The organism is Flavobacterium sp. Sd200 (genome assembly GCF_009826935.1).
In the GTDB taxonomy this organism is placed as follows: domain Bacteria; phylum Bacteroidota; class Bacteroidia; order Flavobacteriales; family Flavobacteriaceae; genus Flavobacterium.
This window is the reverse complement of sequence record NZ_WUMN01000003.1, coordinates 117,279-141,398: the sequence shown is the minus strand read 5'-3', so window position 1 is coordinate 141,398 and position 24,120 is coordinate 117,279. Positions and strand designations below refer to the sequence as shown.

At 41.3% G+C, this 24,120-nt stretch carries 17 protein-coding genes; 6 read left to right on the top strand and 11 right to left on the bottom strand.

Features of this window, described 5'->3' with window-relative positions; all coding sequences use genetic code 11:
- The first annotated feature begins 506 nt into the window (after positions 1 to 506).
- Positions 507 to 1,694, top strand: a complete 1,188-nt coding sequence (locus GR160_RS09855) for a pyridoxal phosphate-dependent aminotransferase (protein ID WP_160749711.1) — start codon at positions 507 to 509, stop codon at positions 1,692 to 1,694.
- Positions 1,695 to 1,766: 72 nt separating this feature from the next.
- On the opposite strand, the gene GR160_RS09850 is transcribed toward GR160_RS09855, so the two are convergent.
- Together GR160_RS09850 and GR160_RS09845 are read right to left on the bottom strand one after the other, a co-directional pair.
- On the bottom strand, positions 1,767 to 5,117 hold the full coding sequence (locus tag GR160_RS09850) for a T9SS type B sorting domain-containing protein (protein WP_160749710.1): 3,351 nt from the start codon (positions 5,115 to 5,117) through the stop codon (positions 1,767 to 1,769).
- Between the two features lie 32 nt (positions 5,118 to 5,149).
- Positions 5,150 to 7,006 (bottom strand): T9SS type B sorting domain-containing protein, encoded by a 1,857-nt coding sequence (locus GR160_RS09845; RefSeq protein ID WP_160749709.1) that lies wholly within the window; start codon positions 7,004 to 7,006, stop codon positions 5,150 to 5,152.
- Between the two features lie 259 nt (positions 7,007 to 7,265).
- Here GR160_RS09845 and GR160_RS09840 point away from each other — a divergent pair, with 259 nt between their 5' ends.
- The 3 genes from GR160_RS09840 to GR160_RS09830 all read left to right on the top strand — a co-directional run bounded on the left by GR160_RS09840 (position 7,266) and on the right by GR160_RS09830 (position 10,597).
- Positions 7,266 to 8,345 carry a sensor histidine kinase gene (locus tag GR160_RS09840; RefSeq protein WP_160749708.1) on the top strand — a complete coding sequence of 360 codons (1,080 nt, stop codon included), beginning with the start codon at positions 7,266 to 7,268 and terminating at the stop codon, positions 8,343 to 8,345.
- Positions 8,342 to 9,022: a LytTR family DNA-binding domain-containing protein gene (locus tag GR160_RS09835; protein WP_160749707.1), complete on the top strand. Its 681-nt coding sequence runs from the start codon at positions 8,342 to 8,344 to the stop codon at positions 9,020 to 9,022. The genes GR160_RS09840 and GR160_RS09835 overlap by 4 nt, the downstream gene beginning before the upstream one ends.
- A 159-nt stretch (positions 9,023 to 9,181) precedes the next feature.
- Positions 9,182 to 10,597: a T9SS type A sorting domain-containing protein gene (locus GR160_RS09830; protein ID WP_160749706.1), complete on the top strand. Its 1,416-nt coding sequence runs from the start codon at positions 9,182 to 9,184 to the stop codon at positions 10,595 to 10,597.
- Between the two features lie 345 nt (positions 10,598 to 10,942).
- Here the strand turns inward: GR160_RS09830 and GR160_RS09825 are convergent, their stop codons facing one another.
- From GR160_RS09825 to GR160_RS09785, 9 genes are all read right to left on the bottom strand, one after another.
- Positions 10,943 to 12,184: a sulfate adenylyltransferase subunit 1 gene (locus GR160_RS09825; protein WP_160749705.1), complete on the bottom strand. Its 1,242-nt coding sequence runs from the start codon at positions 12,182 to 12,184 to the stop codon at positions 10,943 to 10,945.
- 2 nt (positions 12,185 to 12,186) lie between these two features.
- Positions 12,187 to 13,098 (bottom strand): sulfate adenylyltransferase subunit CysD, encoded by a 912-nt coding sequence (cysD, locus tag GR160_RS09820; protein WP_160749704.1) that lies wholly within the window; start codon positions 13,096 to 13,098, stop codon positions 12,187 to 12,189.
- A 1-nt stretch (position 13,099) separates the two neighbouring features.
- Complete coding sequence (locus GR160_RS09815) at positions 13,100 to 13,816, bottom strand: phosphoadenylyl-sulfate reductase (RefSeq protein ID WP_160749703.1); 717 nt, start codon at positions 13,814 to 13,816, stop codon at positions 13,100 to 13,102.
- 483 nt (positions 13,817 to 14,299) lie between these two features.
- Positions 14,300 to 14,713: an Rrf2 family transcriptional regulator gene (locus GR160_RS09810; protein ID WP_160749702.1), complete on the bottom strand. Its 414-nt coding sequence runs from the start codon at positions 14,711 to 14,713 to the stop codon at positions 14,300 to 14,302.
- 1 nt (position 14,714) lies between these two features.
- Positions 14,715 to 15,647, bottom strand: coding sequence for a citrulline utilization hydrolase CtlX (ctlX, locus tag GR160_RS09805; RefSeq protein ID WP_160749701.1), 933 nt, complete (start codon positions 15,645 to 15,647; stop codon positions 14,715 to 14,717).
- Positions 15,648 to 15,665: 18 nt separating this feature from the next.
- Positions 15,666 to 16,580, bottom strand: coding sequence for a dimethylarginine dimethylaminohydrolase family protein (locus tag GR160_RS09800; RefSeq protein WP_160749700.1), 915 nt, complete (start codon positions 16,578 to 16,580; stop codon positions 15,666 to 15,668).
- 70 nt (positions 16,581 to 16,650) lie between these two features.
- Positions 16,651 to 17,526, bottom strand: a complete 876-nt coding sequence (locus tag GR160_RS09795; protein ID WP_160749699.1) for a hypothetical protein — start codon at positions 17,524 to 17,526, stop codon at positions 16,651 to 16,653.
- A gap of 125 nt (positions 17,527 to 17,651) precedes the next feature.
- Positions 17,652 to 19,184 (bottom strand): CocE/NonD family hydrolase, encoded by a 1,533-nt coding sequence (locus GR160_RS09790; protein WP_160749698.1) that lies wholly within the window; start codon positions 19,182 to 19,184, stop codon positions 17,652 to 17,654.
- A gap of 338 nt (positions 19,185 to 19,522) precedes the next feature.
- Positions 19,523 to 20,806 (bottom strand): citrate synthase, encoded by a 1,284-nt coding sequence (locus tag GR160_RS09785; RefSeq protein ID WP_160749697.1) that lies wholly within the window; start codon positions 20,804 to 20,806, stop codon positions 19,523 to 19,525.
- A 255-nt stretch (positions 20,807 to 21,061) separates the two neighbouring features.
- Here GR160_RS09785 and GR160_RS09780 point away from each other — a divergent pair, with 255 nt between their 5' ends.
- Complete coding sequence (locus GR160_RS09780; RefSeq protein ID WP_160749696.1) at positions 21,062 to 21,616, top strand: CinA family protein; 555 nt, start codon at positions 21,062 to 21,064, stop codon at positions 21,614 to 21,616.
- Positions 21,617 to 21,730: 114 nt separating this feature from the next.
- Positions 21,731 to 23,977, top strand: coding sequence for a patatin-like phospholipase family protein (locus GR160_RS09775; protein WP_160749695.1), 2,247 nt, complete (start codon positions 21,731 to 21,733; stop codon positions 23,975 to 23,977).
- Positions 23,978 to 24,120 lie beyond the last annotated feature (143 nt).

The window sequence follows — 24,120 nt, the reverse complement described above, 5'->3', positions numbered from 1 at the left end:
AACTATAATTCTTTATAAAAGAAAAAACAATAATTAGTAAATACCCTAAACTAATATTAGATTTAGCCTAAGCATAGGTGTTCGGAAGACGATGACATCATCATTTTCTTTTTGTGTCATCAGCAAAGTCCCGGAGGGACGATATGTTTATAGCTAATAAATCAGGCTATTCATTAAGCCCCGGAGGGGCGTCATAATGATTTTTCACATGCCGCTTCTCCGAAGCTCATTAACAAAACCTTCATTTTTTGCTATAGAGATGTCGCTCCTACCGGAGCTAAACCACCTCTAATTTATCTCCCAAACAGTTATGTTTAGCCTAAGCCATAATTATAACAGCCATAAGTTTTGTTGTGATGACATATATCAAAACGAACAGAAATGATATAAAAGTACTCTAATGAAGTACTTTATACCCTTTTAGTTTATTTACTGCACAATTTTAGTGTAAATTTGTGCCATTCGTATCAAAAACAGCTACTAAATAACACATAATTAATCACGAAATGAGCGCGCTTTCAGACAGGATCAATAACTTATCTACATCGCAAACACTCGCCATGGCCGCAAAAGCCAGGGAGCTTAAGGCACAGGGCAAAGACATTATAAGCCTTAGCCTGGGCGAACCGGACTTTAATACACCCGATTTTATTAAAGAGGCTGCCATACAGGCCATACACGACAACTACAGCACTTACTCTCCGGTAGACGGTTATGCCGAGCTTAAAGACGCTATTTGCCGCAAGTTTAAAAGAGATAACAACCTTGACTATAAACCGGCTAACATTGTAGTATCTACAGGTGCTAAGCAATCGCTTTACAACCTATGCCAGGTGTTGCTAAACCCGGGCGACGAGTGTATCTTGCCTGCTCCATATTGGGTAAGCTATGCCGAAATGGTTAAAATGGCCGAGGCTACCCCGGTAGAAGTACCTACAAGTGTAGAGAGCGATTTTAAAATTACGCCTGAACAGCTTGAAGCTGCTATTACGCCTAAAACCAAGCTTATCATGTTCAGCTCTCCGTGTAACCCAAGCGGGTCTGTTTATAACGAAGCCGAACTTACCGCCCTTGCACGCGTGTTAGACAACTACCCACACATTTATGTGGTGAGCGACGAAATATATGAGCATATTAATTTTTCCGGCAACTTTTGCAGCATAGCTACCATTCCGGGAATGTTCGAAAAAACCATTACCGTAAACGGTGTGGCCAAGGCTTTTGCCATGACAGGATGGAGAATTGGCTACATTGGCGCACCTGAGTTTATTGCCAAAGCATGTACTAAAATGCAGGGACAGGTTACCAGCGGAGCCAACAGTGTTGCACAGCGTGCTACCATTACTGCTGTAGATGCCGATCCTGCCGTGCTTAAAGATATGGTAGGCGCATTCCACAGCCGCAGGGATTTAGTTGTAGGACTGCTTAAAGACATACCGGGTGTAAAAATAAACGTTCCTGAAGGTGCATTTTATGTTTTCCCTGATGTGTCGTTCTTCTTTGGAAAAACACTTAGGGGCGTTGAAATTAAAAATGCCGATGACCTGAGCATGTATCTTTTAGAGCACGCCAATGTTGCTACTGTTACCGGCGATGCGTTTGGTAATGCAAACTGTATCAGGTTCTCTTATGCTACCAGCGAAGAAATACTTAAAGAAGCACTTAAGCGAATTAAAGAAGCTTTAGCTTTATAAAAATAGTATTTTACAAAATCAAAAGCGGCTGTCTAAAATTTAGGCAGCCGCTTTTTGCTATATATCTGTATCTTATCTTAGCAATGAAAAATGTCCTTTTACTACCCGTCCCTCGGGCAGTGTAAGCACATACCAGTAATCGGTAGCGGGCAGCGGATGCCCATTTAGTGTACCATCCCAACCAAGGCCATTGCGGTCTACCGAGGTTATGATCTTACCGTAGCGGTCATAAATATACAACGAGCTATTAAAATAGGCCGTGCCGTTAAGACCAGCAATGCGCCAATAGTCGTTAGACAGGTCGCCGTTTGGTGTAAAGAACTTAGGAATGGAAAGTACTGCAACCTGCTGCCTTACCACTCCGCAACCGTTAGCATCATACACATATACTGTGTGTATTCCTGCCGAAACATCATCAAAAAATGGTTCGGACTGCCATGGGCCATTAGGGCGGTCAAGGCTATACAGGTAGGTTGTGCTAACATTGCCTGTAGGGGTTGCCACTATAGTAACAGTGTTATTATCTCTAAGGTCTTCTACTACTATATCCTGTATGGTAGCCACATTGCCGGGCACCACAGTAACGGTTCTAACTTTACCACATGGCACAGAAGGCTGGCTCACATCGGTCACCGTAACCGTATATACCCCCGGCTGGTTTACACTTATGGTTCGTGTAGTATCCCCATTGCTCCATAAATACCTAAAGTTAGCGTTGGGGTTACCGGCATCTATAGTAATAAAATTATGGGTATTAAGACACACAATATCAGTATCGGCAATTTCAATATAGGGTAACGGGTGTACTTTTAATATAATTTGCTGTAAGGCAGTACAGGCATTGTTTGCCTCTATTCGCGCATATATGGTTTGTGTATTTACAACCGTGTTGGTATAAATACTACCCAAAGCCCCCTGCTCCATCAGTGCATCATTTTCAGATGCATAATAAGCTACTTCATTCCCCGGAGCTTCTAACCCAAGGGTGGTTAGGTCAAATTCTGCAAGGCCGTCTTCAGTACCGTCGTCATCACAGCGTTCTAATGTAAGTGGTGCTACCACGTTAGTACTTACTGATAATTCCAGTGGCAAAATGCGGTAGCATCCGGTAACAGTGTTGCTTACTCTTGCACTTATTTGCTGTGGATTAATTGTGTTTGTAAAGGCTCCGGTAATAACATTAACCTCGTTTTGGGCATCGGTAGTATTCCTGTAATAGGTTACCAAAATATCGGCATTACCGTTGGCAAACACGGCATCGGCCTCTGTAAGGTTAAAATTTGTAAATCCATCCGGACTGCTGCCCGTATCGCACTGTGTGAGTACTGCATTTTGCACATTGGCAGGCAATGGATTTACTTTAAGCGTAACAGGCTGAACACTAAAACACGCCGGAACAAGGTTATTTACTATTCGGGCATAAACTACCTGCTCGTTAGGCGTGGTGTTATAAAAATTTTGCGATAATGTTCCTGTTGTATTTCCTGCCTGGGCAGCGGGTTCTGTAGCATAATAACTAATAGTATAGCCCGCAGGATTTGGAACCAACTGCGCAGTCACGTCGGCAAGGTTAAAAGTAACCTGTCCATTGGCATCATTGCCATCAGCAGCATCGTCGCATATATCAAAAGTAGTATTACCCAACGTAGGTAGGCTTCCTACCCTAACCTCAAAAGAAGTTGTAGCATAGCAGGTGGCATTGCTGTTGCTTTGCACACGCGCATATACCGTTTGCGGATTTGAAGTATTTATAAATGCAGTAGTGTTGAGTGCCCTTACGGCATCGGTAGCATCTTCTAAGCTGGCATAATAGCGTACTGAAAAGTTTGTTGTGCTTTGCGATCCCAATATAACGGCACTGGTAGCAGTAAGATCGAACATAGTAGAACCATTGTCATCTGTTTCGCACTCTGTAACGGCAGATGCCGGGTTGGCTACTGCCGGGTTGGTTATAGTTACAACCTGCGATACTATTTCGGCTTCGGCGTTCCTGGTTACAGTGGCAATAACGGTATAATCGCCCGGATTGGCATACAGGTGTTGCGGCTCTGTAACGGTAGAGGTGGGCGATCCGTCGCCAAAATCCCAAACTACACTGTCAAAAGTTCTGTTTACCTGGAGGTTAAACGTTGTGGGAGTGCCCAAACAGGTGCCATTAGCAGTAATATTTGCCGAAAATAATGAGGTAATAAACGGAGGAAGCCCAAATATAGAGGTCATCCCTACCGATAATCGCACGGCACCCGCCTGATAATCGCACAGCGAGCCATCTTCTTCAGGGCTATTAATAACATCCAGTGCGCTGCCGCCATTTATAGCACGGTATATTTTTCCGTCGGGTCCGAGTTGTAGTGTTGTAGATCCGGAATTTGCAGCAACCTGTATTCCTGATGATGCAATATCAGCACTAAGCATATCGTATTGCCAAACCACTCCCCTGTTACCTGTATCGGCAGATACATAAAGTTTTTTTACCTCGGGAGAAAATTCTATGCCATACGGATTTATATTATTAACCACTAATGTTGCATTAGACAGTCTGCCTGTAGCACTATCAAAATCATATAAATATACCACCCCGTTGTTCTCAGACTCTCCTGTTACAGTACCAAGCTGCTGGTGTGCAATGGCTATATATTTGCCATCCGGCGATGCCTTAATACACCCAATGGCATTGCGGCGGTAACCGCTTACAGGCACTATAGGTGCAATACGGGTAACAACCGGCGTTTCTGTAACGCCATCCTGATTTACTAAAAAAGCATAGAATTTATCTATAAATTGGGTTACTACCCAAAAACCACTGCCATCGCTGTTTTTAACAGCGGTTATTTTTTCTGAGCATTTGTATTTTGCCTCGTCAATATTGTTAGGGTCGTACGTATAGAGTTGTATGTTTTTGGTCGTAACATCACCAATACTGCCGTTGGTTCCGGTAACCGAAAGATCTACTATCGAATAGTTAAGTCCGTTGTTGTAACCATCATCATCACCGGGTATTGTTTGTTCTGTTCCGCTGTAGCGTTCAGGATAGAAGGCAGCGTTTAAATGTTGCGGCTCATCTACAGTAAAAACATAATATATATCGGGGTTATTTTTTTTTGGGACTATAATTCCCGATTGTGTGCTCGAAGGGTCTCCCAATAACCCTCTGTTAAACAAGTAGGCTGCATTAGGCATTATAAGGTGGTTACGGTCCCAAACACTGCGCCCATCGGTATAGAACAACAGGTTTCCGTTACTGTCAGACATTGAACTGCATCCCTCATTAGTACTCATCCGGCTGCCCGCAAGCGGCACTACAGTTCCATCATCTAAAAACTTTATACCGGCACTATAGCCAAAAAACCAGTTACTGGCCTCTTTTTGTGCAAACAAAGGCAATGCAAATAACACTAATATTACAAAAAGATAATTTTTCATTTAAAACGTAAATCATCAAAATTAATGTTTTTTTACCTTAAAAGAGAAAAATGCCCACGTATAATTCTTCCTGTAGGAAACTCAAGTTTAAACCAGTAATCAGTTGCAGGGAGGTTCCTTCCATGAAAAGTTCCGTCCCAACCGGCCTCGTCGCCACGGTAGCTTTTTATCAGCTTACCATAAAGGTCAAAAATATAAACCACCGCATCTTTAAAAAAATTCAGGTAATACACATTCCATAATTCGTTAGTACCATCGTGGTTCGGGGTAAAAAACTTAGGATAATTTAAAATAGCTACCTCCCGGCTCACGACTTTACATTTATCTTTAGACCTAATATATACAGTATATATGCCCGGTTTAAGCCTGCTATAAAACATGTTGTCAGAATAATCTGCACCATTTAAAGAAAACTCATAGCCTTTAGCAAAATCGCTATCCATTTGTATGGTTATAGAGTTACTGCCCGGAGTAAAGTCTTTTACTACAATATCATACACTATTTCGGGCAATGGCTCTACTGTAACTGTAAAAGGCATAATGTTATAGCCGTAGCAACCGTTAGTATATTCCACTCTTGCCCACATAGTTTGCGGGCCATAAGGAATAATATTTCTATAGGGTTCAGTTATGGCATCATGACTGTTTCGGGCAGCATTTTCTGACCTGTAATAGGAAACAGTCATATCCGGATCGCCCTGTGTAGCGATTGTATTATTATAGGAAAGGTCAAACAGTCTGTATCCGTTTTCGTCAAGGTCGCAAAGCGTCATATTCTCTGGCAGACCTATGGGAATAAAAGTATCTATGGAAACAGTAAAAGATGTAAGACCATAGCCAAAACACCCAGTTATGTTTTCCATGCGTGCCCAAATAGTCTCGGCAGCATAAGGAACACTGTTTTGATACAGTGCAGGTAGCGGATTTTGTTTATTGCGGGCATCACTTTCGCTTTTATAGTAAACAACAGTGGTATTAGTATCGCCCATATTTACCAAAGAGTCGTTTTGTGCCAGGTTAAACTCGCGCACGCCATTACCCATATCGCAAAGTACAAAATTGTTAGCGGTACCTGTAACCAAAGTAGTGTCAATAGCTATATCAAACCAGTTCGTGTCAAAACATCCTGTTACAGGATTAGTCATTCTTAAATACACCCTTTGCGGATTAGTAATATTTTTATAAGCTGCCGGATTAGCCAAAGGGCGCTCACCTGTAGTCATATCGTTAATATCTCTATGATAAGTAATGGCAACATCAGTCTGGTTACCTATAAACATAGTTTCATAAATGGTAAGGTCAAACGTATCAGACTGGTCGTCTACACCATCGTCATCACATTGAACCATATCCAGCGGAATATTATCGGGATTATAAAACACAGGTACTTCATGAAAAGTTGCAGTACCCGTCCATTCTATAGAAAAATTACTGGCACCATGCGGCCTGTCTATAACAATATAATAAGTATCATCGTCATTTACATCCATCCATTTTATAAAAGCATTACCATCTTCATTTGGTCCTTCGGCTACATCTGTCTCCACGTCATTCATACCTGTAGTATTATACGTTAATCCGGCAGCAAGTGGGTTTGTTGTCGAGCAACGTATGGCAGTACCCTTATTACTACAATTAACGTTAGGACCATATATCCAAAAGTCAAAATCTACCACTAAGTCGTCTATCTCTTCTGGCGTAAGTATAAACCCAAGTGTCCCTCCATTTTTAATAAGTATTTTAAGCCATAGCGTATTATGTTCCTCGCTATGGCATGCATTAGACCAGTTTATTTCCTGTATATTACCCACACCTGTAGCATTAAGGTTGCTAAAGTTATTATTGCCACATACAATTATAGCATCAGGACAGTCGCTCTGGGCCACCATAACAAAAGGACAAACAATTAAAAATAAAAATGATATGTAAAAATATTTGAAACTCACAGATGTGTTAAATTTTAATAAATATATATCATTATTTTTAACTCAGCACACTCAATGTAGTATTAAAGCCAAAAAGCAATATTATTTAAAAATATTTTTAATAATACAGCTTTTAATTTTTACCGCACTTGTAATGTGTTTTACCTCATTGGTTTATATACTGCCTTATTTCTGCTTACTTTTGACTTATTATTAGCAACAAATGGCAAACAAAACGCAAAATTATATACTGCATTTATTGGGCAGCCTGCTCTTTATCAGCATCCCCATACTCTCTTCGCCAGATCTCGACTCTAAACGAGAGCTGTTCGAACTGGCCCCTTTTCGCAGTAATTTTTTAGCCTATGCACTGCTGCTTGTGTTTTTCTATTTTAACTACCTGTATCTTATTCCGCGGTTTTATTTTACCAAAAAATACAGGCTGTTTTTTTTATACCTCATAATATGTTTTGCCATTGTAGCCCTGTTGCCCAACATGCTCATGGTGCACAATCGGGGCTTTGTGCCTAACATGACCGATATGCCCATGCCTCCGCGCATGGACGAAATGCCACGCGAGTTTAGAGGCATACATCCGTCTGCAACAACACGTTTTTTCTTCCTGCCATCTATGCATGGTGGTTCGCTGCTGCAGTTTTTGCTGGTGTTCTCGCTCTCATTCCTGTTGCGCACCAGCCAAAGGCTTGAATACATACAGAACGAAAAACTAAAAACAGAAGTATCTTATTTAAGGGCACAGATAAATCCGCATTTTTTGTTCAACACCCTGAACAGCCTGTATGCACTGGCATTAGAAAAATCAGATGCAGCACCCGAGGCCATCCTTAAACTATCAGCCATGATGCGCTATGTGGTAACCGAAAGCGGGCGCGACCGCGTTGCCCTGGAAAACGAAATAAACTATATTAAAAACTACATAAGCCTGCAACAGCTGCGCATGGATGGCAGCACTCCGCTTAGCTTTATTGTTACGGGCAGCACCATTGGCAAAACCATATCGCCTTTGCTGCTTATACCATTTATAGAGAACGCCTTTAAATATGGGTTAAACCCGGAAGAAAATTCTGCTATAGATATAAATATTGATATTGCCGAAGATACACTGGAAATGCGGGTAAAGAACAACAAGGTAAACACCAACCTGCCACCCGAAGAAACAAGTGGCCACGGACTTACAAACACACGCCAAAGGCTGGAATTTTTATATCCTGAAAAACATAGTTTAACTATATTTGATACTAACCGGCATTTTGAGGTGCAACTAAAACTTACTTTAGTATGATAAAAGCCATTGCCATAGACGACGAGCCGCTGGCTCTTAAAATTATTACACATTTTTGCAGCCAGGTAAACTATATCGACCTCGAAAAAACGTTTACCAAAACCGATGAGGCTTTAAAGTATCTTGAAAAGTTTCCGGCACAGCTGCTGTTTTTAGATATACAGATGCCGGGCAAAAACGGCCTTGATTTTTATAAGATGCTGCCGCCCGACACTATGGTTATTTTTACTACTGCCTACAGCGAATATGCCGTAGAGGGTTTTAATGTTAATGCTATAGATTACTTGCTTAAACCTTTTTCGTTTGAGCGTTTTTTAACGGCGGTAGAAAAGGCATCTAAAGAACAACGCTCGAGGCAAACAAAACCGGAGCACAGCCATTTGCTTGTGCGTGCCGACTATAAACTGCACCGCCTGGAGCTTGATGACATACTGCTTATAGAAGGATTGGACGACTACATTCGCATACACCTTAGAAGCAAAAGCCCAATTACGGCAAGACTATCTATGAAAGGTATTTTAGAAAAACTGCCCTCACCTGATTTTTTGCGTGTGCACCGCTCCTATATCATTCCGGTTAAAAAAGTGAAGAGCATATACAACAAGACCATACAGATAGAAGACTTTGTAATTCCTATAGGTGAAACATATAAGGATGTGGTAAATACTTATTTTTAATGGTTTACCGATATTTAAATTACTTACACCTACTTTGTTTTAAATGTGTTGATAGTTGTTTGTAAGTTTATCCGTCTTTAAATTTAACTCAAAATATTTTTTACTTTGAACTGAATTTGAATAACTTGCGAAGCTTTTTTAATAAAATTACCCCTTGCTATGAAAAAAAATACACTTTACAAATTTGCCCTGTCTGCATTTTTATTGTGGGCACCGTTGAGCCTTAGTGCACAAGAGCCCAAAGCCTTTGGAAAACCCGTTAGCGCAAACCCCGAAAACGGACTTATTCGTTGTGCAACTACACAATATGAAACCTATTTGCAGGAACAAAACCCTAAAAGGGAGACCCGTGAACATTTTGAAGAATGGCTTGCCCAAAAAATACAGCAAAAAAGAACACAGCGCACTGCTGCCGACATTACAGGGGTAATAAGAATCCCGGTTGTGGTACACGTTATTCATAACGGAGATGCTGTTGGGAGTGGGGAAAATATTAGCGATGCACAGATACTCTCGCAAATAACAGTACTAAACCAGGATTACAGGCGCATGGCCGGAACGCCCGGACATAACACCATAGCCGTGGGCGCCGATATGGAAATAGAATTTGTTATGGCACAAACCGACCCTAACGGAAACCTGACCAACGGTATAGACAGGCGCAATTTAGGGCGTGAGAGCTGGACCACCTATAACAGTATGGAAGCTACGCTTAAGCCCCAAACGTCTTGGGATCCTACAAAATATTTTAATATATGGGTATGCCGCTTTGGCGCAAACACCAGCGATGAAACTTACGATCTTTTAGGGTATGCACAATTCCCCACATCGTCTACGTTAGGTGGCATTGATGATGATATTGACGGAGGCCCGGACAATACAGACGGTGTGCTTATAGGCTTTGAATATTTTGGATCGGCTACATTAGCACCTAACGGCAATTATGGCGATTCCGATAACGTTTACCGTTATGGACGTACTGCCACCCACGAAATTGGTCACTGTTTGGGACTGCTTCACATTAGCGGCGACGATTTCAGCTTTTCATCATGCACTGTAAATGCGCAGGACTCAACTAAAGACTACTGCCCCGATACCCCGGCAACAAGGCGCTACAACTACGGCTGTACACCGGGCAACTCCTGTACGGCATCACCGGGCAACGACATGATAGAAAATTATATGGAATACACTGACGATAGCTGCATGAACGTTTTTACGCAGGATCAAAAAAACCGTATGCGCACCGTAATGGAAAACTCTCCTAACAGGGTAGACCTTTTAACCTCTACCGTAATGAACCCACCATCGGCATCTGTTGCAAAGTTCTCTATACTTAACGGATTGCATCTTTATCCAAACCCTGTGCAAAATGTGCTTAACATAAACGTGAGCACCAACGCCCTGCCAGACAGCTACACTGTTTACAACAGCATAGGCCAGGCCGTTGGAAGTGCGAAAATAACTTCTGAAGCAAACCTTACCCTTGATACATCAAACTACAGCAACGGTGTTTATTTTATAAAAGTTGATGCCGGCAAGCAAAGCAGGACGCTTAAATTTGTAAAGAACTAAATTTAGTTATTTATTTATATTCAGGAAATTGAAAACGGCTGCCTAAAATATTCAGACAGCCGTTTTTTTTATAGATTATCAATATATATAATATCTTTTCACGCAAAGGCGCTGAGGCGCAAAGCTGCATCCTGATTATAGAGCCTTTGAAGCACGCGACATAAGTCGCAAAGCTTCGCAACTTACGTCGCTTCTATAAATTCGTTTCTTTCCCTGTTCTCAACTTTGCGCCTCTGCGACTTTGCGAGACAATAGAAATCAATCCGACTGTGAAAATATACATATTGAAAACGGCTGCCCAAAATGTTTAGACAGCCGTTTTTTATTAGTAAGCCTGATTTGAATCTAAGCAGTAAAACCTACTGCAACAGTATTGTTGGTTTGGGTGTCTATTAAAATAAACACACCGTTAAGACGGTTTTTATCAAACGGGTCAAGAAATGCAGGAGCAGCAGTTTTTATCTGCACCTTTGCAATGTCGTTTAGCTTTAAAGATGAAGCCTCGTGTGTAGCCTCCGGGTTTTCAGGCGGGATGACCTCAACAATGGTTTGCAGTTTGCTCACCACCCTGCGCGACCCGGCCTGCAATAAATATTTGCCTCCAGATGCAGCCTGTTTCTCATCCATCCACACTATGGTAGCGTTAATGTCTTTTTCAAGCAGGCTGTCAGTATGACCTTTAACCAACATCATACCACGGCTAATATCAATGTCATTTTTCAGTCGAATTTGTATCGACTCTCCCGCCTGCGCATGACTTGGTGTGTTGGTAAACTTACGTATCTCTACCACCTCACTGCTAATGCCCGATGGCAGTACCGTAACAGCATCGCCCACACTTAGCCCGCCGCTAATAATATGACCTGCGTAGGCACGGTAATCGGTAAATTCTTTGTTCTGCACATGCAGTACCTGCTGTACATCAAACCTGAAATCATCCGTATCGGCAACATTCGGCTCTATTTTATGCAGTATGCCCGACAGGGTTTCACCCGTGTACCAAGGCGTATTTTTAGACGAATACACCACATTATCGCCTTTAAGCGAACTTATGGGCAACACATAAATATCGGGCTTGTGGCTAAACTGTGCTGTCATTTTATTAACGTCGGCTGCAATGCTTAAAAACACATCTTCACTGTAATCAGTAAGATCCATTTTATTGATACAGAAAACAACCGTTTTAAGGCGCAGCAACGTGCTTATAAAATAGTGCCTGTGCGTTTGCTCCAGCAACCCTTTACGCGCATCGATAAGTATTATGGAAACCTCAGAGTTTGACGCTCCCGTAACCATGTTGCGTGTATATTCCACGTGACCCGGGCTATCGGCAATAATAAATTTTCTGTTCTCGGTACTGAAATATATGTGCGCCACATCAATGGTAATACCCTGCTCCCTTTCGGCAATAAGGCCATCGGTAATAACCGAAAAATCAAGGTCTTCAAGGCCTTTCTCTTTGGTTTTGCGCGCAATAAGTTCTTCCTGTTCTATAGTAAGGGCGTGGCTGTCGTTTAAAAAGCGGCCTATAAGGGTGCTTTTACCATCATCTACGCTGCCTGCCGTGTTTATTCTAAGTAAATCCATAATTAAAAATAACCTCCTTTTTTACGTTGCTCCAATGCTGCTTCACTTCGCTTGTCGTCTATGCGCGCGCCCCTTTCGGACGATTTGGAGGATTTGTTTTCATACATAATATCTTCTATTGCCGATGCTTCCGACACAAACGCAGCCGTACAGGTCATATCGCCCACAGTACGGAAACGCACCACGCCGTCTACAATCTCATCGGTATCTACAATGTTAAGATATTCCGACCATGCCAGGTAGGCACCGTCCCTTTTAACCAGTTTACGCGTATGAGAAAAATAAATGGTAGGCAGGCCTATGCCTTCCTGTTTAATATACGTCCACACATCTTCTTCGGTCCAGTTGCTTATAGGGAACGCCCTAACGTTCTCTCCAAAGTTAATCTTCCCGTTAAGGATATTGAACAGCTCCGGGCGTTGCTTCTTGGCATCCCACTGGCCAAAATCGTCGCGTACAGAGAAAATGCGCTCCTTAGCCCTTGATTTTTCCTCATCGCGGCGTGCACCACCAAGGCAGGCATCAAAGCCAAATTCTTCAATGGCGTCAAGCAGCGTTACGGTTTGCAGCGCATTGCGGCTGGCATGCTTGCCGGTTTCTTCCTGAACTTTGTTCTGGTCTATGCTGTCCTGAACGTAGCGTACAATAAGCTCTACGCCAAGCTCTTCAACAAGCTGGTCTCGAAACTCTATTGTTTCCGGAAAATTATGCCCTGTATCGATGTGCAGGAACGGAAACGGAATTTTGGCAGGGTAAAACGCCTTTTGCGCCAGCCTTGCCATGGTAATAGAATCTTTACCGCCCGAGAAAAGCAGCACCGGCTTTTGAAACTGTGCCGCTACCTCCCTGATGATGTAAATGCTTTCATCTTCCAGGGTTTGCAGGTGCGATGGTATTGTTATATGTTGTGCCATATTAATAGTTTTTATCGGTATGTATGTGCAGTCCGCATTCTTTTTTGCCGTCTTCCCACCACCAGCGTCCGGCGCGGAAGGGTTCGCCCTCCATAAGCGCGCGTGTACAGGGTGCGCAGCCTATGCTCAGGTAGCCTTTTTTATACAGGCTGTTTAGCGGAATGTTGTATGTATTTATTAACGCCTCTACCTCTTTTAAAGTATAATGCAGCAGCGGGTTGAATTTTACCAGTTGGTTGGCCTCATCCCACTCTAAAAAATGCAGGCTTTCGCGGTTGTCCGACTGTTCTGCGCGCAGGCCGGTAATCCACAGGTCGGCGCCCTTAATAGCCTTTTGCAGCGGAACCACTTTACGGATGCGGCAACACTCTTTGCGGTTTTCCACACTGTTGTAAAAACCGTTAATGCCCTGCTTTTTTACATAGTTGTCTATATCTTCCTGCTCAGGAAAATACGTATCTATAATAAGGTTGGGGTATTTGTTTTGGGTGCGCTGCCAAACCTCGTAGGTTTCAGAAAACTGGCGGCCAGTATCAAGCGTAAATACCGATACAAGTTCGCCATAAGGGGCAATGTAATGGGTGAGTAACTGGTCTTCTATACCAAACGAGGTAGAAAAAACCTTTTTGCCTTCAAAACTTTTCAGCACCAGCGGAATGGCCTCTTCGAGCGGTAGCCCTTTAAGCGCATTGTTAAGGTATTCTAATTTCTCCTTCATTATCTTCTCTTGTGCGTAAACTGTAATAAATCACAAAGATACTATTACTCTATAGAAGTTGTAGGCTTATTTAATATTTTTTTTCAGATTGGAACGCGATGACACGGATTTTATATCGCAAAGACACGCAAAGAAGACACAAAGCCTCACGAAGTTAAGATACTAATGGCACTAAGTTTCGATATTCCGAGAACAGGTTATTACACAGAGGTGCGCTGAGGTTTCACAGAGACACACAGAGAAAGGTACCGGACGATTTTCAAATTGCCTTTTTCACACACGTCATGGCGAGGAACGAAGCCATCTGTTATTTTATTTACGTAGTGAGGTGACGGTTGTTAAAAAATCCGTGTGCATCCGCCTAATCCGTGTCATCCGCGTTCCATAGCAAAATAGTTAGATTGCTTCGTCGTGCCTCCCCGTAAAGACGGCACGCGAAGAAAATCCGAATAATCTGCGTTCTATAGCATAGAAATGGAAAAACTACGCCACCGTTAAATCATACAGCGTTTTTTGCTGCAACAGGTTTAAGGTATTATCGCGAACGGTAATAAGAAAATGGTTTAGCGAACATGTTTCCTCATGTGGGCAGTCGTCGCACTTTTCATAAAAGTTGTGGCTGGCGCAGGGCAGCATGGCTATAGGGCCGTCTAACACACGGATTAGTGTGGCGGCCGTAACCGTTTTAGGATCTTTTAGCAGGTAGTAGCCCCCGCCCTTGCCTTTTTTAGAGCCCAGTATGCCAAACTTTTTCAGATCGAGCAAAATAGCCTCAAGGAACTTTTTAGGTATTTGTTCCTTTTCCGAAATATCAGATATAAGCACTGGCACCGCCGGATCCTGGCGGGCAATGTAAATGAGTGCTTTTAGTCCGTACTTGGTTTTTTTTGAGAGCATACTATTTTTTTGGTGAAAAAATTTCGGCCATCATGCAGCGTGCGCTTCCGCCGCCGCAGGCTTCTATGGTATCAAGGTTTGCCGTTAAAATTTCGGCATGTTTTTCAATTTTCGCTATCTGGTCTTTAGTAAGCACACCGTGTGCAGCATTGCTCATTACAAGATAGCTTTTATCTGCACCCTGCACCTGCAACATGTTGCCTGCAAAGTGGTTTAGCTGTGCTTCGGTTAGCAAAATAATTTCTTTACTATCGCTGCGCAAGTTGTCGAGCACCATTTTGCGCTCTTTTTTATCGTCTATACAATCGGCACATATAACCGCAAAGGTAGTGCCAATGCACATCATTACATTGGTGTGATATATTTGCTTACGCTCACCGTCTACGGTCTGGAACGCTTCAAAAATAACAGGCGTATATTCAAAATCCTCACAAAACTCTATCATCAGCTCCTCATCGGCACGTGGCGAAAGGGCACAATAGGCCTTTTGGTTTTCCCTGTCGAGTACCAGGCTGCCGGTACCTTCCAGAAATATACCATCCTCTTCGGCCGATGTATAGTCCATTATCTCGTTAATGCTGTAACCGGCATCTTCAATAACATCCAGCAACTCTTCGCGGCGTTCACCACGACGGTTCTCAGCAAACATGGGATATAACGCCACATCGCCATTTTCGTGAAACGATATCCAGTTGTTAGGAAAAACCGAATCAGGGGTATCTGGCGTTACCGTATCGTCTACCACAATAACTTTTACGCCCACAGCGCGCAGCTTGTCTACAAAAGCATCAAACTCTGCCTGTGCTTTGGCATTAACTGTTGCAGGCAGCAGGCTGTCTACCACCTTTTGGTAATAATTATTTACAGCCGTTTGCTCGTTCATACGGAAAGCAACAGGGCGAATCATCAGTATAGTATCGGTAATCTGTGTCATTTTTTCTCTCAAAAATAATTAATCCCTTTGCAAAGGTAAGGTAGAACAACGTAAAAGCCCCTCCTGTTTTGCAATTTCGGCATAAGGCACTTCTTCTACGGTAAATCCGTTATCGAGCAGCCAGCCTTTAAGGCGCGTAAAGCCTTTTTCTATAACCACTACATTCGTGTCTATCGAAAAAAAGTTAGACGTCATGTTATACATCTCTTCCCTATCAATATGAAAAAGGTTTTCCATACCAAACAGGTTTACAAGATACAGATAATCTGCCTCTTCTCTAAATCCGCTCTTATAAATTACGCCTTTATTTTTTCCTATGGGCTGAAAACAGCAGTCCAGGTGCAGGGCATTATCACGGGCTTCTATGCGTGATTTTACAAGGTCGAACTCTTTTACAATCTTATCAGGAAACAGCCCTTTAATAAAATTTACACCCTCCATATTGGTGCGGGCCGTAATATAATCTTTATAATCGCTGCCTTTGTAGGTGCCAATAAATATATGGTCGTCCCACAAAATAACATCACCGCCTTCTATATGCACTTCTTCAGGTGGTGTTACTACTTTCGCTGGGTCTATTCTGTCAATAATATATTGTATAGCCTCCTGTTCGCGCTCTCTGTCGGGCAATATGTTTGCCTTTACAAAAGTATCGTTTATTACAAAGCCAATATCGCGGCTAAAAATCTGATTATAGTCGGCTATAAGTTCAGGGCGATACACTGTAACACCATATTTTTCGAAAACGGCGTTTAAAGCTGCCATTTCAGTTACCATATCTGCCTCTACGGGATAGGTGCCTGCTTTTATATGCTCTGCCGATTTTGGGTCGTAAGCCTCATGCAGTGCCGGAGTTGGACCGTTGCTTATGGCAGTACCCAATATTACCGACCGCAGTCTTGATGTTTCGTTATTTACATTTAATGGCAACATGGCTTATATTTTGCACAAATATAAAAAAAGCCCTTCAAAAAGATGCTTTCATTACACATTTGAAGCACTTTTACGGATTATATAACAAATCAGGATCTATAGTTCGGGAATAGTACCCGGCTTCGTGTTCAAAATAATTATCATAATAAAACTTCCTGTTTGTGTTTTGCAGTTCGTAAGTAGCCATAAACATTAGCTGGTTGCTGTCAACATATATCCATCTGTTAAGCTCTTTCATAAACTTAGAAGTATTGCTTAGCGATGCCAGCGGTTTATTTAAATAGGCGTTAAATACATTAAAATCGTTTTGCTGGTAAAGGTGTATAATTTCGTGGGAAATAACGTTATTAAATCCGCTCACTCCTTTCATATATACAATTAGACCCGGGCATGCAAAGGCAACAATAGTATTGCTGTGCCAGTCTTCGGGCTTTACAGAGAACATAAACTGCCCCGTCTGCAACGTTTTGCCCAACTCTATTTTAGATTGTACACCCAACGCAACGGTATAAGCAAACGCTATAGGCATAAATTTATATTGTACAGAAAGGCTATCTTTTACACTGATCTCTAAACGGTTAAAACCATAGTTTATGTGCCATTTTTCCCAAAAATCGCGGTTTGCCGCAGCATTCTCTATAATAGACACCCCTGCTGCATTTACAATTTTAGAAGGCCACGAAAAACCAAGTTCGTTTTTTTGATAGATGAGCCTTGTAAGGCGTTTGCTTTCAAAAACAGCATAACCTCCTAAAGCTCCCTGCCACAGGCCTTTTACAAAAACACGTCCAAGTTTTTCGCCCGGCTTTTTATTTATCATGGCACCTATGCCCCCGGTAACAGAGCCTAAACCTATATTATAGAGCCCCGCCTGAGTGTCGTTGCGTTGCGCAAAAACAGCATTGGCAAAAGCCATTAGCAAGAAGGTGAACAGTATTTTTTTCATAAAAAAAGCTCCGCTGGTGCGGAGCTTCAAATATATAATTTTAATCTGTTGAGACAGAATTATCTTGCATTAATAGGCGCAAAAACACTTAGCGCATGTCCTGTATAAATTTGACGCAGACGGCCTTATTCCTGAAGTTGTTTTAGCCGGTCAATGGCATTTTGATTTTGAGAATTCAATGCTAAAGATTTTTTAAAATTCTCAATAGCCTTTTCTTTATTATTAATAAATAAATATCCCTCTGCAAGACTATCAAACAGGTTAGATGAATTTGGGTATATCTGTACTGCTAACAGGAAAATATTTATTCCTTGTTGGGAAGTTGATGGATTAAAAATAAGTTGCAGCCCGAGGTTATTAAAATTTTCTTCTACTATTTGCAGAGAAGATTCCTTTTTCAGGATCGAATCATATAGTTCTTTTAGATTCTCATAATTTTGCTTTGATGCTAACTCGTTAAAATCCTGAAAGGTAAATGGCCTGTTTTTTGGATTCTTTGTGTGTAGCAGAGTTATTAGTCCCTTTTTAATTCCATTTTGCTCGGGTGGGTTTTCCAAAAAAGTCAGTTCATTTGTTTTGTTCATTAAAAAAGCATCTAAAAATTTCAATGTGTAAACCGAAACCCATCTGTATGATTCCATAATTTCTACGTCGGTTTTGTCTTGTCTTTTATCTCTTTCCTGAAAAAGAACCCCTAAAGTGCTAAAATGAGGATGCGTAAGATGTTGGAATTTTAGTTGATATGCTTTGCTGTGGATAAGGCTATCATAAAATTCAAAATCACTATTCAAAGTTGAGTCTATGTTGTCTTCTTTTAAAACCTGTTCAGGTATGTTTTTTTGCGCCATATGTATAAATGGAACATCGACGTTTTTAATATTAAAAAAGGGTGATTTCTTCAGTGTATTGTATTTATATTTTACACTTCCGTCGAGGCTTACAATGGCTTTTATATTTTTGTTTCTCATTTGGGAAAGAACATTGGATAGCCCCCCAAAGCTAAATCCCATTGTTGCAATATTCTCAATGTCTGCACTGGGAAATTTGGCTATTTCTTTGATTAAAAATTCTATATCCCGGGCTTGTGTTTCCATATCTTTTTCAGTGCCACCTTCCAAAAATCTATTTTCTGTTCCCCTACTTGGACTCGAAATCACAATATAGCCGTGGCTGGACAAATATTCGCAAAGTGCAAAATTCTCTATTGATGAAGCCTGATAGCTCGGAGCATAAATGATGACGGGAAATTTACCTGTTTCAGGTTCAACCCCATTGTATGCAGTAGTTTGTGCTTTTAAATGATTTTGATTGGCAGAGGTATTGGCATAATAAAACCAATTTAATATTTGTGCATTTGGCAAATGCTCCCATTCTTCTTCATCTTTTAGTATCTCCATATAATTAAGAACATTCATTGGTTTAATGTTCTTCCTGTTTTTACCGGATGGATACCAAATACTAACAGGAATCGGTCTTGGAATACTTGTATTGCTCCAATCAAATATTCTTTTGTACGTTCTTGTACTGTCGGATGTCAGGTAATGATTAAAACCAACGGTATGACTTCCGTTCTTAAGATTAATTTCTTTTAGGGAAGTTTGTCCAAAAGTCAGGTTGATTCCGAATAATGTTAAGATTATAAATAGGCTTATTTTCATTTGTAAGGATGTTCAGTTTTAGGCTTACCACTACTATTTCCAGGCGCTGCGCATAGGTAGAAAGTTGAAGTGCAAACTTTCGATTTTACACTACAGTGTCACACATCATTTTCTGTTTGTCAAATTACAAAAAAAGAGCTAAGTAACACAAAGCGAACACATATAACTGATTGAAGATGACGTACCTGCTGATAGAATTAATAATATTGAATTTTACATTCTACCATTATTACAAGTATTCAAAAACATCAAATCTTAATCCGGCAGTATTTTTTTCATAAAAAAAGCTCCGCATCAGCGGAGCTTCAAATATATAATTTTAATCTGTTGAGACAGAATTATCTTGCATTAATAGGAGCAAAATCTCTAAGCGCATGTCCTGTATAAATTTGACGCGGACGGCCTATTGGCTCTTTGTTTACACGCATTTCTTTCCATTGTGCGATCCATCCCGGAAGGCGGCCAATAGCAAACAATACAGTAAACATTTCTGTAGGGATGCCCAGTGCCCTGTAGATAATTCCTGAATAGAAATCTACGTTAGGATACAGGTTACGTGATTTAAAGTATTCGTCTTCAAGAGCAGCTTCTTCAAGTTTTTTAGCAATTAGAAGGATCGGATCGTCTACACCCAGTGCATTAAGCACATCATCTGCAGCTTTTTTAATGATCTTAGCCCTTGGATCGAAGTTTTTGTAAACCCTGTGACCAAAGCCCATAAGACGGAACGGATCGTTCTTATCTTTTGCTTTGGCAAGATATTTATCGGCATCGCCACCGTTTGCCTGTATCTCTTCAAGCATTTCAAGCACTGCCTGGTTAGCACCACCGTGAAGCGGGCCCCAAAGTGCCGATACACCTGCCGAAATAGAAGCAAATAAACCTGCGTGAGACGAACCAACGATTCTTACTGTAGATGTAGAACAGTTTTGCTCGTGGTCTGCATGCAGTATGAACAGTTTATCAAGCGCATTGATAATTGTTGGGTTAAGCTCATAAGGCCCTGTAGGAAGCTCGAACATAAGCCTCATAAAGTTTTCTACATAGCCTTTGGTGTTGTCGTAATAGTTTAATGGATAGCCCATGTTTTTACGGAACGTCCAGGTTGCAATAACCAAAAATTTAGCCATTGTTTTGCACACTGCATCATAAAGATCTTCTTCAGATGCCACATTAACCGACTGAGGGTTAAAAGCAGTAAGCGCACTGGTTAAAGAAGCAAGGATGCCCATTGGGTGGGCGTTTTTAGGAAAACCGTCGATGATGTTTTTCATCTCCTCGTTTACAAGGGTGTATTTCCTTATATCGGTCTCAAATTTTTTAATCTGCTCCTCGGTTGGGAGTTCGCCAAATATCAGCAGGTATGATACTTCAAGAAAGTTGGATTTTTCTGCAAGCTGCTCTATCGAATAACCCCTGTAGCGCAGGATGCCCTCTTCGCCGTCAAGAAATGTTATTTCGCTTTTGCACGAACCTGAGTTCTTAAATCCAGGATCAAGAGTAACCGCGCCGGTCTCACTGCGCAGTTTGTCGATATCGATAGCTACTTCATTCTCAGTTCCGGTAATAAGAGGAAACTCATATTTTTTGCCATCAATCTCTAATATTGCAATATTTGACATGATATATTATTACTTTTTATTTGTTTTAGAAATATTATTCCTGCGAATTTAGTGAATTACAATTTATCTGTAAAGAAAAAACGATATAATAATCGCTAATTAAGTATATATAAAACTGGCATAACATACCCTAACCAAGGTTAAAAGCGTCTTAAAAACCCATAAAGCAGTTAATCAAGCGTTAATATACTCCCCTGCCATTGCAATGCTGCCTATCTTTATAGAATGGCTTTTCTTAACCAAACCGTATAGACCATGGTTTCAGAAAATATTACATTGTGCAGCAGGCGCATTGCCGAGAGGAATCTTAAAATAGCATTTGTAGAAAGTGCCACATCGGGGCGGCTGGCATCAGAGTTTGCACTTACACCTTTTTCCGGGCAGATACTGCTGGGCGGCATTGTATGCTATGATGCGTGCACCAAACAGGAACTTTTTGATATTCCGGAAGAGATAATAAAATCGTTTACACCCGAATCGGCAGAGGTAACACGGTTACTTGCCGAAAGGCTTATAAAATTCTTTAAATGTGATATTGCCGTTGCCGTTACAGGGCTAACCACCGAAGGTGGCAGCGAAACCGACGACAAGCCTGTTGGCACTATGTTTATTCACATAAAACTACCTGAGGACAAATACATATCGCACCGTGAGGTTTTTGAAGGGCTGGCACCAGATATTATAAAACAAACCATTGAACGTGCCGGAGAACTGCTTAGTGAGATCATGGAAAAACAGGAGGTTGAGCCTGTAGATGAGCCTGAATATTATGAACCTTCCCCTATTACTGACGTCAATTTACCCTCCTGAAATAAGAGTATTTTTAAACCGTAAATTAGTACAAAAACCTAAAATACCGTTAAAAGAAATACCTCCGTTGCATAAACCCTTTATCTTTTTAACTTTACGTACAAAAAGATAAAAATGCTCAAGGTTTTTAAGATAACTACCTCAATTATCCTGTGTTTGCTTTGCCTGCAAACGGCTGTTGCCCAAAAAAAACAGCGCCCAAAAATAGGGCTTACACTTAGCGGTGGCGGGGCTAAAGGTATTGCGCATTTGGGACTGCTAAAAGCAATCGATTCGGTGGGCCTGCAGGTAGATTATGTTACCGGAACAAGCGTGGGCTCTATTGTAGGCGGACTTTATGCCGCGGGTTATACGGGTAACGAAATTGCCGAAATATCCAAAACCTTAAAATGGAACGACCTGCTCTCTAACGCAGCCCCAAGAAGCTCTTATTCCTTAAAAGAAAAAGAAGATTACGGCCACTATATAGAACTGCCCCTAAACCGAGGTAAAATTGCATTAAAACGTGGTATTATAGACTCTAATGAGCTTTGGCTTAAACTGTCCGAAATTTTCTTCCCGTATTATGAAATAACCGATTTTAGCAAATACCACAGGGGCTTTCAATGCATTGCCACCGATCTGGGCACCGGAAAGATCGTTGTGTTAAAAAAAGGCGATATTGTTAGTGCCATTCGTGCCAGTATGGCAATTCCCTCTGTTTTTACCCCGGTAGAAATAGACGGCAAAGTGCTTGTAGATGGCGGTGTGGCAAGAAACTTTCCTGTTTCTAACGTAAAGCAGATGGGTGCCAACATAGTTATAGGCAGCGATGTTTCGGGCAGGCTGGCCGGTATAGACGAGGTAAAATCGCCTTTAGATATTATTGGAAGGCTTCCTTTTTATAATGCCGTTACCGACCTTGAAGAACAAAAAAAGCTGGCAGATATTTATGTAGACTATCCTTTGGATGGCTACAGTACAGGCAGCTTTTCGGCTTCAGAAGAGATCATGAAGATAGGGCTGCAACGTGCCAAAGAAATATACCCCATCTTAAAAAGACTAAAAGACTCGCTCGACGGCATATATGGCCCTCAAAAAGTGGTGCCTTACCTAAAAAAACACAGTTCGGTCATTATATCGGAAGCCGAAGTGCATGGAATCCCTGCCTTAGAGATTCCGTTTTTTTTAGACCTCGTTAGCTTTAAGCACGATACCGAATATACTGCCGAAGAACTTACAGAAGCTATACGCAAAGCCTTTTCGCTGCGCATTTACAGCAAAATAAACCACAGGCTCGTGCCGGGCAGGCCGGGCACAGCAAAAATTATTTTTGATGTAGAAAAGCCGCCCACAACCATTGCCCGTTTTGGATTAAACTATAATTCGGCAACAGGTTTTGGATTAAAGACAGGGCTGGAACAAAAAGGCTTTTTAAACCCTTTCTCGTCTGCAACACTAATGTTTTCCATAGGACCAAACCCTCGGGGAAAAGCCTCTATAATGTATTATTTTAATAAAAGAAAAAAGCTGATGCTTTTTGCCGAAACCAATTTTGAAATAATCGACCTTACTACCTACAACAAAGATTATAACGAATCGGGCTTTTATAATCAGGCCAGCCAAAACTGTGATTTCGAGTTGCTTTGGCATACCAGCAATAACTGGACCTTGGGTGTTGGCAGCACTTTGGGCAATGTATCTTACAGCCCCAAAATAGCTTCTGACGTACAGGCAAAAGGCAGCACCATGTATTTAAATACCTACCTGCTGCTTCAGCACAATTCTTTAAACACGCCTCTTTACCCTAACCGTGGAAGGCGGATATATGTTAAAGGAGGTGTCGTATACAACCAGAGGCCTGACTTTGATATTTATATGGCCGATGCAATTATTGCTACCGAAGATTCTCCTTTTTTCAGCACCAAACCTTTTACACAGTTTAAAATAGCTTTAGACCAGTACATACCAATACAAAAACATGCATTTTTGTTTCAGGTACAATCGGGGCTAAACTTCAATTACAGGCAAATACTCATGAACGATTTTATGATTGGAGGCCTGAGCAACACCGTGAGAAACCAGGTTACTTTTGCAGGCTTGCAGGAGGCATCGATATTCTCGTCGAGCGTAATCAGCGCAAAAATAGGATACCAGCATTGTCTTGCCGAAAACTTATATGTTATAGCTAAAGTAAACGGCCTGTATTATGATTTTATAAAGAGCAACTATCGCATGCATGGCGAGTCTAATGGCATCGGATTTTCGTTAACGGGAGCATACCGCACTTTTTTAGGCCCTGTAGAAGCCAGTCTTATGTACAGCGATATTAATAACAAATTGTTGCCTTACTTTAATATAGGTTATATACTCAGTATATAAGATTTAAAATACAGGCAAAAAATAACCTGTCTGCTAACCAAAACAGACAGGTTTTTTGTGTGTAAAAAGTACTAACCAAATTTTAATGTTTCATAGGCAAAAGGTTTTTAATGATTTTAAATTTATTGTGAGCTTTATAGCTT

What these genes read in the sequence shown, in the direction of transcription:
- GR160_RS09830 (WP_160749706.1), top strand. Translation starts at nt 9,182, where the DNA reads ATGAAAAAAAATACACTTTACAAATTTGCCCTGTCTGCATTTTTATTG.
- GR160_RS09825 (WP_160749705.1), bottom strand. Translation starts at nt 12,184, where the DNA reads ATGGATTTACTTAGAATAAACACGGCAGGCAGCGTAGATGATGGTAAA.
- GR160_RS09835 (WP_160749707.1), top strand. Translation starts at nt 8,342, where the DNA reads ATGATAAAAGCCATTGCCATAGACGACGAGCCGCTGGCTCTTAAAATT.
- GR160_RS09840 (WP_160749708.1), top strand. Translation starts at nt 7,266, where the DNA reads ATGGCAAACAAAACGCAAAATTATATACTGCATTTATTGGGCAGCCTG.
- GR160_RS09850 (WP_160749710.1), bottom strand. Translation starts at nt 5,117, where the DNA reads ATGAAAAATTATCTTTTTGTAATATTAGTGTTATTTGCATTGCCTTTG.
- cysD (WP_160749704.1), bottom strand. Translation starts at nt 13,098, where the DNA reads ATGGCACAACATATAACAATACCATCGCACCTGCAAACCCTGGAAGAT.
- GR160_RS09775 (WP_160749695.1), top strand. Translation starts at nt 21,731, where the DNA reads ATGCTCAAGGTTTTTAAGATAACTACCTCAATTATCCTGTGTTTGCTT.
- ctlX (WP_160749701.1), bottom strand. Translation starts at nt 15,647, where the DNA reads ATGACACAGATTACCGATACTATACTGATGATTCGCCCTGTTGCTTTC.
- GR160_RS09815 (WP_160749703.1), bottom strand. Translation starts at nt 13,816, where the DNA reads ATGAAGGAGAAATTAGAATACCTTAACAATGCGCTTAAAGGGCTACCG.
- GR160_RS09855 (WP_160749711.1), top strand. Translation starts at nt 507, where the DNA reads ATGAGCGCGCTTTCAGACAGGATCAATAACTTATCTACATCGCAAACA.
- GR160_RS09790 (WP_160749698.1), bottom strand. Translation starts at nt 19,184, where the DNA reads ATGAAAATAAGCCTATTTATAATCTTAACATTATTCGGAATCAACCTG.
- GR160_RS09800 (WP_160749700.1), bottom strand. Translation starts at nt 16,580, where the DNA reads ATGTTGCCATTAAATGTAAATAACGAAACATCAAGACTGCGGTCGGTA.
- GR160_RS09780 (WP_160749696.1), top strand. Translation starts at nt 21,062, where the DNA reads ATGGTTTCAGAAAATATTACATTGTGCAGCAGGCGCATTGCCGAGAGG.
- GR160_RS09795 (WP_160749699.1), bottom strand. Translation starts at nt 17,526, where the DNA reads ATGAAAAAAATACTGTTCACCTTCTTGCTAATGGCTTTTGCCAATGCT.
- GR160_RS09785 (WP_160749697.1), bottom strand. Translation starts at nt 20,806, where the DNA reads ATGTCAAATATTGCAATATTAGAGATTGATGGCAAAAAATATGAGTTT.
- GR160_RS09810 (WP_160749702.1), bottom strand. Translation starts at nt 14,713, where the DNA reads ATGCTCTCAAAAAAAACCAAGTACGGACTAAAAGCACTCATTTACATT.
- GR160_RS09845 (WP_160749709.1), bottom strand. Translation starts at nt 7,006, where the DNA reads ATGGTGGCCCAGAGCGACTGTCCTGATGCTATAATTGTATGTGGCAAT.